Raw genomic sequence first — 13,674 nt, 5'->3', positions numbered from 1 at the left:
GGCCACGGCCGACGTCAGTAGCCGAGGCCCTTCTTTTCCTCGTAGACCTTCAGCGGCTCGTCGGCCTGAGTGTAGAGCTTCGATTCCGTCTGGATCCACTTCGGCGGCGCCGTGCCGTCCTTCTGGAAGGCAGCGAGCGCATCGAAGGCAGGACCAGCCATGTTCGGCGTCAGCTCGACGGTGGCATTGGCCTCGCCGGCGGCCATCGCCTGGAAGATATCCGGAACGGCATCGATCGACACGACGAGGATATCCTTGCCCGGCTTCAGGCCGGCTTCCTTGATCGCCTGGATGGCACCGACGGCCATGTCGTCGTTGTGGGCATAGAGCGCGCAGATGTTCTTGCCGCCGTCCTCAGCTTTGAGGAAGCTTTCCATGACTTCCTTGCCCTTGGTGCGGGTGAAGTCGCCGGTCTGGCTGCGGATGATCTTCAGGTTGTCGTGGCCGGAAAGCGCCTGTTCGAAGCCCTTCTTGCGGTCGATCGCCGGCGAGGAACCGGTCGTGCCCTGAAGCTCGACGACGTTGCAGGGCTTGCCCGCGGTCGTATCGACGAGCCATTTGCCGGCAACTTTGCCCTCGTGCACGAGGTCGGAAGTGACTGCCGTCAGGTAAAGCTCCTTCGACGAATCGACCGTGCGGTCGAGCAGGATGACCGGAATTTCCGCATCCTTGGCTTCCTGCAGCACTTCGTCCCAGCCGGTAGCGACCACCGGGGCCACGAGGATGGCGTTCACGCCCTGCGCGATGAAGGAGCGGATCGCCTTGATCTGATTTTCCTGCTTCTGCTGCGCATCAGCGAATTTGAGATCGATGCCGCGCTGTTCGGCCTGCTGCTTGGTCAGCGTCGTCTCGGCGGCGCGCCAGCCGGACTCCGAGCCGATCTGCGAAAAGCCGACGACCAGATCGGCCGCGGAAGCGCTGCCAAACGTGCAGGCAGCAAGGATCGTTGCACTCGCAAGTGCCTTGGCGATTTTCATGATTTCCTCCCAAAGAAAGCTGCCTCCACGCAGCCATCGAGAAAAAAATCATATAATATTACTTTTGTAAACGGGCACTTTTCGCCTAGTGCCCGCATCGATGAATTTTATCGGAAGTAGCAGAGGGCGCGGCAAACTGCCCCCTCGCCAACGGCGTCGGATCCCTCTGCGGAAGTCACGCGTGAGAAAGCGCGCCCCGTACGGCCTAGGACTTAGCCAACAAGGTACCGGCAACGCTGGCGATCATCACGAGCACGACCCCGAAGATCTGGTTGAGCGCCAATGCCTGACCGAGAATGACGAAGCCGGCACCAGCGCCGATTGCCGGCTCCAGGCTCATCAGGATGCCGAAGGCCGAGGGCTGCATACGTCGTAGCGCCATGAATTCGAGGGCGTAGGGAAGCAACGGCACCAGGATTGCAAGCCCGGCCGTCATCAAGAGCATGTCGAAGGAGAAGCCGGATTGAATCTGGTGCACGCCAAACGGCGTTGCGAACAGGGCGGCAAACAGCAGCGAAACGGCGAGCCCTTCCAAACCCCTGAAGCGTTGGCCGGCATGCTTCATCAAAACGATATAGCCACCCCAACCGATCGCCGCGCCAAAGGCAAAAAGGAGGCCGCGCGTGTCCGCAACCCAGGATGAACCGTCCCAGGAAAGGCAGAATACACCGGCGGCAGCGATAACCGGGCAAAGCAGGCGCCAGCCACGGCCGCCGAAAATCGCAGCGACCGTCAAGGGACCGAGAAATTCGATCGCCACGGCAAGGCCGAGCGGGATGCGCGCGATGGCCGCGAAGAAGCACAGCGTCATCACTGCCATCGTCGCGCCGAGGGCAAGAGCCGAGAGCCACTGCGACCGCGTATAACTGAGCAAGGGCGGACGAACGAGAAGCAGCAGGAATGCCGCTGCCCAGGAGAGCCGCAGCCAGGTCGCACCAAAAGCTCCAACGCTATCCATGGCGGGCTTGGAGAGCGCGGCGCCAAACTGCACGCTCGACATCGAGAGCAGGCAGAAGGCGATGGCGATAGACACACGCCCGGCGGTGTCGTCCGTCGCACTCGGCTTGCTCCAAGCGCTATCCGCTGTCGTTTCCGTTTCCGCCATGTCCGTTCTCCCGTTGGGCTTGAACAGCCATAGCAATCTCGGCACAATAAAGAATACTAATAATTGTGATGTCATCATAAAGGATCGTTATATGCATGACCTCGACATCGGCCTGTTGCGCGCCTTCGTGGTGACCGCCGAATGCGGCAGCGTCAGTGGTGCTGCCCAGCGGCTGGCACGGACTCAGGCCGCCGTGAGCATGCAGCTGCGCCGTCTGGAGGACGATGTCGGCGCCAGGCTCTTGAACCGCAATACGAGGGGCATGGGCCTGACCGAGGCCGGACATGTGCTGCTGCCCTATGCCCAGAAGATGCTGGGATTGAGCATGGGCGCACGGCGCGCACTCGCCGGACAGGCTCTCCAGGAACCGATCCGCTTCGGTATGATCGAGGACATCGCCGTCGGCTCGTTGCCGCGGGCGTTGCAACGGTTTACCGAATGCCATCCGAATGTGGCGCTCGAACTGACGGTCGGCGAAAGTACCGTGTTGTCGGAGAAGCTGTCCCAAGGTCAGCTTGACGTCGCGATCGGGGACCCGGCCCTGATCCATGGCGCGCCGATCCTCACCTGGCGGCTGCCGCTCCGGTGGGTTGCGGCGCGTGGCTTCGCGATGCCGGAAAATGCCCCCCTGCCGCTCGTCACCTTCGATGGCGTCTGCACCTGGCGGCAGAAGATGATCGAGGCGCTGAAGAGTGGGGACCGCCCCTGGCGCACGGTGCTGACGAGCGCCAGCCTCTCTTCCATCCAGTCGATGATCGAGGCCGGCCTCGGCATCGCCGTTCTCCTGGACCTCAACATCCGCAGCAATACGATGCGGATTCTCGGCGCCGAAGAGGGCCTGCCGCCCGCCCCGGTGATCGAGCTTGGGCTTTTCGCCGCCGGCGATCAGGGGCTGGCGTCCCGCCCGATCGCAGCACTCTGGGCGTTCCTCTCCGACGAACTTCAGGCGCAGGCATTGGCAACCAGCCGCGCCGCATGATGCCGCGCGCGGTTGCGTCGCGTTCTACGAACGAAATACGCGCCCAGAGATTGAAAAACCGCAGGCAAAATTTTACTAAATAAAGATTGCGCCGCGCCCGAAAGGAGGGCCGCGGCGGCGGGCAGGACGTTGGACATGGTAACAATCAAGGAAATCGCTTCGGCTGTCGGGGTCTCTTCGGCGACTGTTTCTCGGGTGCTGAACTATGATCCGACCCTCTCGATCTCCACGAAGAAGCGACAGGCGATCATCGAGACGGCCGAGGCGCTGAACTATGCGACACCGCGCAACCGCGGCCGCGGTGCCGGGCCGATGCAGGGCCTGAAATTCGCGCTGGTGCATTTCCTTCAGCCCGCCCAGGAACTGATCGACCCCTATTATGTCGGCGTCCGGCTCGGCATCGAAAACCGCTGCCAGGCTCTGAAGATCGAGGTGGTCAAGGTCTTCCACAACGGCAACCTGCCGGAGGCGGCGATCCTGCAGGGCGCCAGCGGCGTCGTCGCCGTCGGCCACCACTATGGCGAAGAGGTCCATTGGCTGCGGCGGCACAGCCGCCATCTGGTCTTTGCGGATTTCGCCCCCGACGATGACGTTGACGACAGCGTGATGAGCGACGTTTCGATCGCGATGAACCGCCTACTCGACGGCGTTTACGGCATGGGATACCGCCGCATCGGCTTTCTCGGCTGGATCGACGCCTTCCGCGACAAGGACGACATCCATTCGGAGCGGCGCTGCCGCGCTTTCATCCAGTGGATGACGAAGGCCGGCCTTTACGATCCCGAACTCTGCATGGTCGAAAAGCTCACGCCCGATAGCGGCTATACGCTCGCCAAGGCGATGCTGTCGAAACCCAATCCGCCCAAGATCCTCGTCACCTGCAACGACAACATGGCGATCGGCGCCTACCGCGCCATTCACGAGATGGGCCTGCGGATCCCCGACGATGTCGCGGTCGCGAGTTTCAACGACATCCCCGTCGCCCAGTTTCTGGGGCCACCGCTTTCGACGGTGAAGATCCCGGCCGAAGTGATCGGCGAGACGGCCGTCGACCTTCTGGTCGAGCGGCTGACCGGCCGCGACGTCGCGAAGAAGGTGATCCTCGGAACCGAGATGGTCTGGCGCGGCAGCACGGCCGTAGCCGGCGCGTTAAACGGCCGGTAAAAAACGCGTGGTAAAAATTTACTGAAATATTGCCTTCTCCAGAATTTTGCGAAATACTCCGCGCCGAGACTAGGAGGAACGTCTCGGGGAACGAATTTCGAGGGAGGAGAAACTATGGACATGCGTACCTATCTGCCGCGCTTTGCCGCCATCGCGCTTGCAGGCGCCAGCCTCTTGGCCGTCACGGCCGCCGAGGCCAAGGAAATCACCATCTGGTGCTGGGATCCGAACTTCAACGTTGCAATCATGAAGGAGGCCGGCGCGCGCTACACCAAGACGCATCCGGACGTTACCTTCAACATCGTCGATTTCGCCAAGGCCGACGTCGAGCAGAAGCTGCAGACCGGCCTTTCCTCCGGCACCGCGGACGCCCTGCCTGACATCGTTCTGATCGAAGACTACGGCGCGCAGAAATATCTGCAATCCTTCCCCGGCGCCTTCGCGCCGCTCTCCGGCACCGTCGATTATTCCGGCTTCGCTCCCTACAAGGTCGAGCTGATGACACTGGATGGTCAGGTCTACGGCATGCCGTTCGATTCCGGCGTCACCGGGCTCTACTATCGCAAGGATTATCTGGAGCAGGCCGGCTTCAAGCCCGAGGACATGCAAGGCATCACCTGGGATCGCTTCATCGAGATCGGAAAGCAGGTCGAGGCCAAGACCGGCAAGAAGATGATGGGTCTCGACCCGACCGACGCGGGCCTCGTGCGCATCATCATGCAATCGGCCGGGCAATGGTATTTCGACAAGGAAGGCAAGGCCAACATCACCGGCAACGCGGCGCTGAAGGCGTCGCTGGAGACGGTCGGCAAGATCATGGCCGCCAATATCTACAAGCCCGCCGCCGGTTGGTCCGACTGGGTAGGCACCTTCACCTCGGGCGATGTCGCCACCGTCATCACCGGCGTCTGGATCACCGGCACCGTCAAGGCGCAGCCGGACCAGTCGGGCAAGTGGGGCGTGGCGCCGATCCCGGCGCTTTCGATCGACGGCGCGACGCATGCCTCAAACCTCGGCGGATCGAGTTGGTACGTACTTGAAAGCTCCGCTGAAAAGGCTGATGCGATCGACTTCCTGAACGAGGTCTATGCAAAGGACGTCGATTTCTACCAGACGATCCTGACCGACCGCGGCGCCGTCGGCTCGCTGCTCGCCGCCCGCGGCGGGGCTGCCTATGGCGAGGCGGATGCCTTCTTCGGCGGCGAGAAGGTCTGGCAGAACTTCTCCGACTGGCTCGCGAAGGTCCCCTCGGTCAACTACGGCGTCTTCACCAACGAGGCGGACACCGCCGTCACCGCACAGCTTCCGGCGCTGCAGCAGGGGACACCCGTCGACGACATCCTGAAGGCGATCGACGCCGAGGTCAGCGCACAGGTCCAGTAGTCACCACGGCGATTGTCTGCATTGCTCCTGGCCGCGGTAAATACACCGCGGCCAACGGCTCCTGCTATCCATGGGGATGATGATGGCTCTCGCGCGTCGCGGCGGCATCGGCCGATACTACAACGTCAATGGCTGGCTCTTCGTCGCGCCGGCACTGGGGCTGATCGCCCTTTTCATGATCTATCCGATCGTCTGGTCGCTGTGGATGTCGTTCCAGTCCGGCCGCGGCATGATGCTGAAATTCGCCGGCTTCGCCAACATCGTCCGCCTCTGGAACGATCCGGTCTTCATCAAGGCACTCACCAACACGCTGACCTATTTCGTTGTGCAGGTGCCGATCATGATCCTCCTGGCGCTGATCCTGGCGTCACTGCTCAACAATCCCAAGCTCGTCGGCCGTGGCTTTTTCCGCACCGCCATCTTCCTGCCCTGCGTCACCTCGCTGGTTGCCTATTCGGTGCTGTTCAAGGGCATGTTCGCGCTCGACGGCATCGTCAATTCGACGCTGGAGGCGCTCGGCCTCATCGCCTCGCCGATCCCGTGGCTGACACATCCCTTCTGGGCAAAAACCCTCGTCATCATTGCGATTACCTGGCGCTGGACCGGCTACAACATGATCTTCTACCTCGCGGCGATGCAGAACATCGATAAGTCGATCTATGAGGTCGCGCGGATCGACGGCGTGCCCGCCTGGGCGCGGTTCACCCACATCACCATTCCATTGTTGAAGCCCGTCATCCTGTTCACGACGATCATCTCGACGATCGGCACGATCCAGCTCTTCGACGAGGTCTATAACCTGACCGAAGGCAAGGGCGGTCCTTCCAACGCCACGCTGACCTTGTCGCTCTACATCTACAACCTGACCTTCCGCTTCATGCCGAACTTCGGCTACGCGGCGACCGTCTCCTATGTGATCGTCGTGCTCGTCGCCCTGCTCGCCTGCCTGCAATTCTTCGCGGCACGGGAGCGCGACCGATGAACAACGGAACCACACGTATCGCCGGCACCATCGTCACCTACGGCTTCGTCGGACTGATGGCCTTTCTCTCGATCTTTCCCTTCGTCTGGATGCTGCTCGGCGCCACCAATTCGTCGATCGACATCATCAAGGGCAGGATGATGCCGGGCAGCGCCCTTGCCACCAACATCGCCACCTTCTTCACGCAGGTGAACGCACCGCTGGTTTTCTGGAACTCGGCCAAGATCGCCATTCTGGCGACGGTGCTGACCCTCGCCGTCTCGTCGCTTGCCGGCTATGGCTTCGAGATGTTCCGCTCGCGCCACCGCGATCGGATCTACAGCGCCATGCTGATCACGATGATGATTCCGTTTGCCGCGTTGATGATCCCGCTCTTCATCATGATGGGCAAGGCGGGGCTGATCAACACCCACCTCGCCGTCGTGCTGCCGACGATCGGCTCTGCCTTCATCGTCTTTTACTTCCGCCAGACCACCAAGGCGTTCCCGTCCGAACTGCGCGACGCCGCCAAGGTCGACGGGCTGAAGGAATGGCAGATCTTCCTGTTCATCTACGTCCCGGTGATGCGCTCGACCTATGCGGCCGCCTTCATCATCGTCTTCATGACGGCGTGGAACAACTATCTCTGGCCGCTGATCGTGCTGCAGTCGAACGAGCAGAAGACGATCACGCTGGTCATCTCCTCCCTCGCCTCCGCCTATTACCCCGACTACGGCGTCGTCATGGTCGGCACCATTCTCGCGACGCTCCCCACCCTCGCGGTCTTCTTCTTCATGCAACGCCAATTCGTCCAGGGAATGCTGGGCTCAGTCAAATAGGAATGATCATGCGTTCTGTTACCTCTTTCAACGACACCTGGGTTTTCTCCGAAGGCTTCGATGCGGCGAACGCCGGCCGCCTGCAGGCAGGCAAGCCCGTCAGCCTGCCGCACAATGCGGTGGAGCTGCCGTTCAACTATTTCGACGAGGCCTCCTATCAGCGCGCCTTCACCTACCAGAAGGTGCTTGCCTGGCGTCGGGAGTTCCATGGCCGCGAGGTCTCGCTCGTCTTCGACGCTGCCATGGCCGACGCCGTCGTCTATCTCAACGGCGAAGAAATCATCGCCCACAAGGACGGTTACACGCCCTTCGAAGCGCGGCTGACCGACAAGCTGCGCGAAGGCGACAACCTGATCACGGTCAAGATCGACGGCAGCGAAAACCCCGAAATCCCGCCGTTCGGCGGCCGCATCGATTATCTCACCTATGCGGGCATCTATCGCGACGTCTGGCTGAAGGTCACCGATGCCGTTTCGATCGCCAATCTCAAGATCGAGACCCGCGATGCGCTGAGCGATGCCAAGTCCGTCTCGATCCGCTGCGACCTCGCCAATCCGCAAGGCGCCAACTTTGCCGGTACGATCACGGCACTCCTCAAGGACGCCAACGGCAAGGTCCTGGCGGAAGCTGCCGGTGAAAGTCGTGGCGAGAGCGTCACGCTTGAGATCAAAGGCCTGAAGGGCCTTTCGCTCTGGGATATCGACAGCCCCGTTCTCTACGAAGTCGAAGCGCAGCTGCGCAGCGATCGTGGCAGCGACCGGCTTGCGTCACGCTTTGGCTTCCGCACCGCCGAGTTCACCACGGATGGATTCAAGCTCAACGGCCGGCCGCTGAAAATTCGTGGCCTCAATCGACATCAGGCCTTCCCCTATGTCGGCTACGCCATGGGCCGCACGGCGCAGGAGCGCGACGCAGAGATCCTGAAAAACACGCTGCATTGCAATCTCGTGCGCACCTCGCACTATCCGCAATCCAAGTGGTTCCTTGACCATTGCGATCGCATCGGCCTGCTGGTCTTCGAAGAAATCCCCGGCTGGCAGCATATCGGCGGCGAAAGCTGGAAGCAGGAAGCGATCGAGAACGTCCGCCGCATGATCGAGCGCGACTGGAACCACCCGTCGATCATCATCTGGGGCGTACGCATCAACGAATCCCAGGACTCCCATGATTTCTACGTCGAGACCAACCGGCTGGCACGCGAGCTCGACCCGACGCGTCGGACCGGTGGCGTGCGCTACATCACCGACAGCGAATACCTCGAAGACGTCTACACCATGAACGACTTCATCCTCGGCAACGAGGAACTGCCGGGCGCGAACCGTCCGCGCACGGCGCTGCGGCCGCAACAGGAATGCACCGGTCTCACCCGCAAGGTCCCCTATATGATCACCGAATTCGGCGGCCACATGTTTCCGACGAAGATCTATGACCAGGAGCAGCGCCAGGCCGAGCATGTGCGCCGGCATTTGGAAGTGCTGAACGCGGCCTATGGCGACCCGAGCATTTCCGGTGCCGTCGGCTGGTGCATGTTCGACTACAACACCCACAAGGACTTCGGCTCCGGCGACCGGATCTGCTATCACGGTGTCATGGACATGTTCCGCCAGCCGAAATTCGCGGCCTATGTCTATGCCAGCCAAGGCGAACCGTCGGAGCGCGTGGTGATGAAGCCTGTCACCTTCTGGGCACGCGGCGAGCGCAATATCGGCGGCGTGCTGCCCTTAATCGTGCTTACCAATTGCGACGAGGTCGAGCTGAAATACGGCTCGCTCGTCAAGCGCGTCGGCCCGGACCGGGAGAACTTCCCGCATCTGCCCCATCCGCCCGTCGTCATCGACCATCGCCACTTTACCAAGGACGAACTCGGCGTCTGGGGCATGAAGTGGGAAGACGCCGCCTTCACCGGTTTCATCGACGGCGAGCCCGTCGCCAGCCTGCGCATGGTCGCCGATCCGGTACCGACGACGCTGGAGGTCGTGGCCGACAGCACGGCACTCAGGGCCGAAGGGCGCGACAGCGTGCGGGTGATCGTGCGCGCGCTCGATCAGGCCGGCAACGTGTTGCCCTTCCTCAACGATGCGGTCGATGTGACCGTCACGGGCCCTGCCCGCCTGCTCGGCCCCGAGCGCCTCATCTTCCAGGGCGGTTCGACCGGCTTCTGGCTGGAAACGACGGGTGCTGCCGGCGGCATCGCCGTCGTGGTCACGTCGACGCGGCTTGGAACCGTGAGACTGGAGCTTTCGGCAGTGTCGGACGAGGCGGCGGCTGCATGAGCGAACTCCAACTCAAGCACGTCAGAAAGTCCTATGGCACCTTCGAGGTCATCAAGGGTGTAGACCTCGACATCAAGACCGGTGAGTTCGTCGTCTTCGTCGGGCCATCCGGTTGCGGCAAGTCGACTCTGCTTCGCATGATCGCCGGCCTCGAGGAGATCACGTCAGGTGATCTCACGATCGGCGGCGAGCGCATGAACGATGTCGACCCCTCCAAGCGCGGCATTGCCATGGTGTTCCAGTCCTATGCGCTTTATCCGCATATGACAGTGCGGGAGAACATGGGCTTCGCGCTGCGTTTTGCCGGCGTACCGAAGGCCGAGATCGCGCAACGCGTCGGCGAAGCCGCGAACATCCTGGAGCTCGGCCCGCTGCTCGACCGCAAGCCGAAGCAGCTCTCCGGCGGCCAGCGCCAGCGCGTGGCGATCGGCCGGGCAATCGTGCGGCATCCGAAGATCTTCCTCTTCGACGAGCCGCTATCGAACCTCGATGCGGAGCTGCGCGTGCACATGCGCATCGAGATCGCCAGGCTGCACAAGAAACTTGCGACCACGATCATCTACGTCACCCACGACCAGGTCGAAGCGATGACGCTTGCCGACAAGATCGTCGTCATGCGCGGCGGGGTAGTCGAACAGGTCGGCTCGCCGCTCGACCTCTATGACGATCCGGCCAATCTCTTCGTCGCCGGTTTCATCGGCTCGCCGAAGATGAACTTTTCAAAAGGGATCATCGAAGCGGGCGCGGGCGGAGAGAAACATGTCCGCCTGCCGGAATTCGGCAATGTGACGCTTCCAGTCGCCATCAAGGATGTCGCGGCGGGCAACAGCGTGACGATCGGCATCCGGCCCGAACATTTCGGCGACAGCGGCGCGGCAAGCCTCGACCTGACGATCGACATGCTCGAACATCTGGGCGGTGAGACCTTCGCCTATGCCCGGCATGGCAACGGCGAACTGATCGTCATCGAGACGAAGAACGGCCGGGGCCTGAAGTCCGGGGACACCATCTCCGCCCGCTTCGATCCCGCTGCCGTTCTGGTGTTCGACGCCGACGGTCGGCGCCTGCGCTAGGCCAAGGCCCGTCTCCAAACCCTGATAATAGCAACGGCGCCGACCCATGGGACGGCGCCGTTCGCTTTTTTGCGGGAATATGCCCTTCTACTGGAACATGCCCTTCGGTGTCTCGCCCTTGAAGAAAGGTTCGACGAAGGCCTCCAGCAACTCCGGCTGACTGATGACCGCCGTGTGCGACGTGGCCGGCAGAATGGCGAGGCGCGAAGCCGCGAGCGGCTTGCCCATGTCCCCCATCGCACCGCCGCCGAGCAGGCGGAACAATGCCACCGTGTGCTCCAGCGTTGCCACATCGGCATCACCGGCGATGACGAGAACCGGAGTCCTTAGCGCCTTGACGTCCGCCTCCCAGGCCATCGGCTCCTTTTCGAGCTGAATCAGCTTCTTGACCAGATCGGGAAAGCCATCCGGGTTGGCGGCGAGCTTGCGGTAATCTTCGGCAAACGGCATGCTGACGAACATCTCGACGGTCATCTGCGGGATGAATGCCTTGAACTCCGGCTGCCAGCCCTCGGCATCGTAGCCGACGGACGCGGCCGCAAGCTTGTTGACCTTCTCGGGATGGCGGATCGCCAGCTGCAGGCCGGCAGCCGCCCCCATCGAGTAACCGAAGACATCGGCCTTCTTGAGATCGACCGCATCCATGAAGGCGGCGACGTCGTCGGCGAGGTTCGGATAGGTGATCGGGCGGTCGATGTCGGTAGTGCGACCGTGACCCTGGAACTCGATCGCATAGACCTTGTGGGTCTCGGCGAGCTTCGGGATGATCGCGCCCATCGACGGAATGTTCATGTAGGCGCCGTGCAGCACGACCAGCGGCTCGCCCTCGCCCGAAACCTCGTAGTACATCTTCATGCCGTTGACATCGACGCGGTTGCCGACGGGCTCGGCCCCGGCAAGGGCGGCGCTGGAAATCAGCAGAGCGCCAGCAATGAAAGCGGTGCGGAACATGCATATTCTCCTTGTTGTCAGCGCGGTCCAAAACCGCCGTCGAGATTAAGACGCGCGGCGCTTTTCCATCCCGACATCGACGATCAATGAAATTTCGCGCCTGCATTGCGGCCCGCAGAGTGGGCCTCGCGCAGCAGTCGTCACGGGAGGCGTGTCAGCTCGGCGGATTGAGTTTCGGCCGCAGACCCGCGAACTCCGAGACGGTGAAGTCTATGAGTTTTCGCACCCGCTGGAGATTGCGTGTCTCCTGGTGCACGCCGAGCTTCAGGGACAGGACCGGTGCGGAAACGCCGAGGTCGACGGGAACGAGACCGTCCCGCCCGGCCGCCAGGAAATGTGGAAGCGTCGCGAGCGCCGTGCCCGTCTCGACAGCGCTCAGCTGCGAGCGAATGGAGTTCGTTCGCAACATCACCCGCGCATCCGGCAAAAGGTCCTTCAGCCAGGTCGAGAGCGAAACCCGCACCGGTGCCTCGGCCAATTCGACGATGGCATGACCGCTGCTCCCCTTCGCGTTCGGATGGCCGAACCGATCGAGATAGACTTGTGTCGCAAACAGGCCGTAGCGGATATCGGCAACCTTGCGCTCGATGGTATCGCTCTGGTCGAAGCTGCCGAAGCGGAAGGCAATATCGGCATCCCGCCGGGAGAGGTTGAAGCGCCGGCCGTCGTTCAGCAGATGAACGGTGACGCCAGGATGGGCGGCGGCAAATTTCGTCAGGATCGGTGCCAGCAGATAATCGCCCAGCCAGTCGAGGCTGGTCACGGTGATGGTGCCCGCCAGGGCATCGTCCTGCGACGCGAGGCGACGCTCTACCGCAAGCGCATTCGCTTCCATCTGCTCGAGCGCCGACAGGATCGACAGGCATGCCGCAGTCGGGGCGAGGCCGCTTGGTTGCCGCTCGAACAGCTTCTGCTGCGCCTTCTGCTCCAACGTGTCGAGGCGGCGACTGACCGTCGGCTGGGTCGCACCCAGCACGCGCGCCGTCGCGCTCAGCGAGCCGTGGCGTGCCAAAAGCTGAACAAGATGAAGTTCTTCCCAGTCCATGGCACCTCAGGGGTCAGCCGGTCGAGGCGGCTCGCCTCGACGGTAATTCATAGGCACTTTCGTGCCGGCCGTCATGCCCCCGTCGATCGGCAGCACCACGCCTGTGATGTAGCTCGCCTGCTCGGAGCAGAGCCAGAGGACGCTTGCGGCTACTTCCTCCACCCGGCCGAGCCGGCGCATCGGCGTCGAAAGCGCGGCATGCCGCTGGATTTCGGCGCCGGCAGCTTCCAGATGGTGGGTAAGGATCGGCCCGGGCGCGACCACATTGATCCGGATTCCCTGGTCGGCGTAATCGAGTGCTGCAGCCTTGGTCAGCCCGATTATCCCGGCTTTCGCACTGACATAGGCGGCAAGTCCGGAAGTGCCGTTGACCCCGGCGACGGAAGCCATGTTGACGATCGCACCCCCCTCACCTCTGGCCATCGCTTCGATCTGATAGCGCATGCCGAGGAAGGTGCCGCGAACATTGGTGCGAATGCCGCGATCGAAACCCGCGATGTCGAGATCGACCAGCGGCGCCGGCGCAGTTCCATCCGTCGCATTGTTGAAGGCTGCGTCCAGCCGGCCATAGCGCTGCATCGCGCTCGCCAGCGCTCGCTTCATCGCAATCTCGTCACCGACATCCGCGGCGATCGCAAGCGCGTCGCCGCCCGCCTCGCGAATGGAAACTGCGAGTTCGTCGACCGCCGCCTGAGAACGGGAGAGGAGGACGACGGACGCTCCGGCATGCGCAAAGGCGCGGGCCGTGGCCGCGCCGATGCCCTTGCTGGCTCCTGCGACCAAGGCAACCTTACCGCCAAATCCAAGATCGTTTGTGTTCATCACCTGCCTCCATTTGACGCTGCCCCACCGTTCTAGCGCCGAACGCCGACGGCTGCTTCGTGCAGGCGCGTATGCCTCCCATACGCGGATCGGCGATCGACT

The 13,674-nt window shown here is 62.4% G+C and carries 12 protein-coding genes; 7 read left to right on the top strand and 5 right to left on the bottom strand.

Annotated elements, in window-relative coordinates; translation table 11 throughout:
* Positions 1 to 14 precede the first annotated feature (14 nt).
* Both ytfQ and AB4Z53_RS15655 read right to left on the bottom strand, forming a co-directional pair.
* Complete coding sequence (ytfQ, locus tag AB4Z53_RS15660) at positions 15 to 977, bottom strand: galactofuranose ABC transporter, galactofuranose-binding protein YtfQ (protein WP_441596557.1); 963 nt, start codon at positions 975 to 977, stop codon at positions 15 to 17.
* 205 nt (positions 978 to 1,182) lie between these two features.
* Positions 1,183 to 2,082: an EamA family transporter gene (locus AB4Z53_RS15655; protein WP_113539762.1), complete on the bottom strand. Its 900-nt coding sequence runs from the start codon at positions 2,080 to 2,082 to the stop codon at positions 1,183 to 1,185.
* A 91-nt stretch (positions 2,083 to 2,173) separates the two neighbouring features.
* Here AB4Z53_RS15655 and AB4Z53_RS15650 point away from each other — a divergent pair, with 91 nt between their 5' ends.
* The 7 genes from AB4Z53_RS15650 to AB4Z53_RS15620 all read left to right on the top strand — a co-directional run bounded on the left by AB4Z53_RS15650 (position 2,174) and on the right by AB4Z53_RS15620 (position 10,754).
* Positions 2,174 to 3,061, top strand: coding sequence for a LysR family transcriptional regulator (locus AB4Z53_RS15650; RefSeq protein WP_441596556.1), 888 nt, complete (start codon positions 2,174 to 2,176; stop codon positions 3,059 to 3,061).
* Between the two features lie 135 nt (positions 3,062 to 3,196).
* Positions 3,197 to 4,225, top strand: coding sequence for a LacI family DNA-binding transcriptional regulator (locus AB4Z53_RS15645; protein ID WP_113539864.1), 1,029 nt, complete (start codon positions 3,197 to 3,199; stop codon positions 4,223 to 4,225).
* 114 nt (positions 4,226 to 4,339) lie between these two features.
* Positions 4,340 to 5,608, top strand: a complete 1,269-nt coding sequence (locus tag AB4Z53_RS15640; protein WP_441596555.1) for an ABC transporter substrate-binding protein — start codon at positions 4,340 to 4,342, stop codon at positions 5,606 to 5,608.
* A gap of 82 nt (positions 5,609 to 5,690) precedes the next feature.
* Positions 5,691 to 6,590: a carbohydrate ABC transporter permease gene (locus AB4Z53_RS15635; protein WP_441596554.1), complete on the top strand. Its 900-nt coding sequence runs from the start codon at positions 5,691 to 5,693 to the stop codon at positions 6,588 to 6,590.
* Positions 6,587 to 7,408 (top strand): carbohydrate ABC transporter permease, encoded by an 822-nt coding sequence (locus AB4Z53_RS15630; RefSeq protein WP_441596553.1) that lies wholly within the window; start codon positions 6,587 to 6,589, stop codon positions 7,406 to 7,408. Before AB4Z53_RS15635 ends, AB4Z53_RS15630 begins: the two co-directional genes overlap by 4 nt.
* Positions 7,409 to 7,416: 8 nt before the next feature.
* Positions 7,417 to 9,681, top strand: coding sequence for a glycoside hydrolase family 2 TIM barrel-domain containing protein (locus AB4Z53_RS15625; RefSeq protein WP_441596552.1), 2,265 nt, complete (start codon positions 7,417 to 7,419; stop codon positions 9,679 to 9,681).
* A complete protein-coding gene (locus AB4Z53_RS15620; protein ID WP_441596551.1) occupies positions 9,678 to 10,754 on the top strand; it encodes an ABC transporter ATP-binding protein in 1,077 nt (358 codons plus the stop codon). Before AB4Z53_RS15625 ends, AB4Z53_RS15620 begins: the two co-directional genes overlap by 4 nt.
* Before the next feature lie 87 nt (positions 10,755 to 10,841).
* Here AB4Z53_RS15620 and AB4Z53_RS15615 read toward each other — a convergent pair whose 3' ends face one another.
* The 3 genes from AB4Z53_RS15615 to AB4Z53_RS15605 all read right to left on the bottom strand — a co-directional run bounded on the left by AB4Z53_RS15615 (position 10,842) and on the right by AB4Z53_RS15605 (position 13,572).
* On the bottom strand, positions 10,842 to 11,705 hold the full coding sequence (locus AB4Z53_RS15615; protein ID WP_441596550.1) for an alpha/beta fold hydrolase: 864 nt from the start codon (positions 11,703 to 11,705) through the stop codon (positions 10,842 to 10,844).
* Between the two features lie 154 nt (positions 11,706 to 11,859).
* Entirely contained in the window at positions 11,860 to 12,750 is an 891-nt protein-coding gene (locus AB4Z53_RS15610) for a LysR family transcriptional regulator (protein ID WP_113539769.1), read from the bottom strand.
* Between the two features lie 6 nt (positions 12,751 to 12,756).
* The gene (locus tag AB4Z53_RS15605) at positions 12,757 to 13,572 is read right to left on the bottom strand and encodes an SDR family oxidoreductase (protein WP_113539770.1); all 816 of its coding nucleotides are present in this window, start codon (positions 13,570 to 13,572) and stop codon (positions 12,757 to 12,759) included.
* Positions 13,573 to 13,674 lie beyond the last annotated feature (102 nt).

The organism is Ensifer sp. 2TAB8, from assembly GCF_052115125.1.
Taxonomy (GTDB): domain Bacteria; phylum Pseudomonadota; class Alphaproteobacteria; order Rhizobiales; family Rhizobiaceae; genus Ensifer.
The sequence above is the reverse complement of the archived record's forward strand: the minus strand, read 5'-3'. Positions and strand labels throughout refer to the sequence as shown.

Excerpts from the sequence above, each read along its gene's own strand:
- ytfQ (WP_441596557.1), bottom strand. The coding sequence starts at position 977 with ATGAAAATCGCCAAGGCACTTGCGAGTGCAACGATCCTTGCTGCCTGC.
- AB4Z53_RS15655 (WP_113539762.1), bottom strand. The coding sequence starts at position 2,082 with ATGGCGGAAACGGAAACGACAGCGGATAGCGCTTGGAGCAAGCCGAGT.
- AB4Z53_RS15650 (WP_441596556.1), top strand. The coding sequence starts at position 2,174 with ATGCATGACCTCGACATCGGCCTGTTGCGCGCCTTCGTGGTGACCGCC.
- AB4Z53_RS15645 (WP_113539864.1), top strand. The coding sequence starts at position 3,197 with ATGGTAACAATCAAGGAAATCGCTTCGGCTGTCGGGGTCTCTTCGGCG.
- AB4Z53_RS15640 (WP_441596555.1), top strand. The coding sequence starts at position 4,340 with ATGGACATGCGTACCTATCTGCCGCGCTTTGCCGCCATCGCGCTTGCA.
- AB4Z53_RS15635 (WP_441596554.1), top strand. The coding sequence starts at position 5,691 with ATGGCTCTCGCGCGTCGCGGCGGCATCGGCCGATACTACAACGTCAAT.
- AB4Z53_RS15630 (WP_441596553.1), top strand. The coding sequence starts at position 6,587 with ATGAACAACGGAACCACACGTATCGCCGGCACCATCGTCACCTACGGC.
- AB4Z53_RS15625 (WP_441596552.1), top strand. The coding sequence starts at position 7,417 with ATGCGTTCTGTTACCTCTTTCAACGACACCTGGGTTTTCTCCGAAGGC.
- AB4Z53_RS15620 (WP_441596551.1), top strand. The coding sequence starts at position 9,678 with ATGAGCGAACTCCAACTCAAGCACGTCAGAAAGTCCTATGGCACCTTC.
- AB4Z53_RS15615 (WP_441596550.1), bottom strand. The coding sequence starts at position 11,705 with ATGTTCCGCACCGCTTTCATTGCTGGCGCTCTGCTGATTTCCAGCGCC.
- AB4Z53_RS15610 (WP_113539769.1), bottom strand. The coding sequence starts at position 12,750 with ATGGACTGGGAAGAACTTCATCTTGTTCAGCTTTTGGCACGCCACGGC.
- AB4Z53_RS15605 (WP_113539770.1), bottom strand. The coding sequence starts at position 13,572 with ATGAACACAAACGATCTTGGATTTGGCGGTAAGGTTGCCTTGGTCGCA.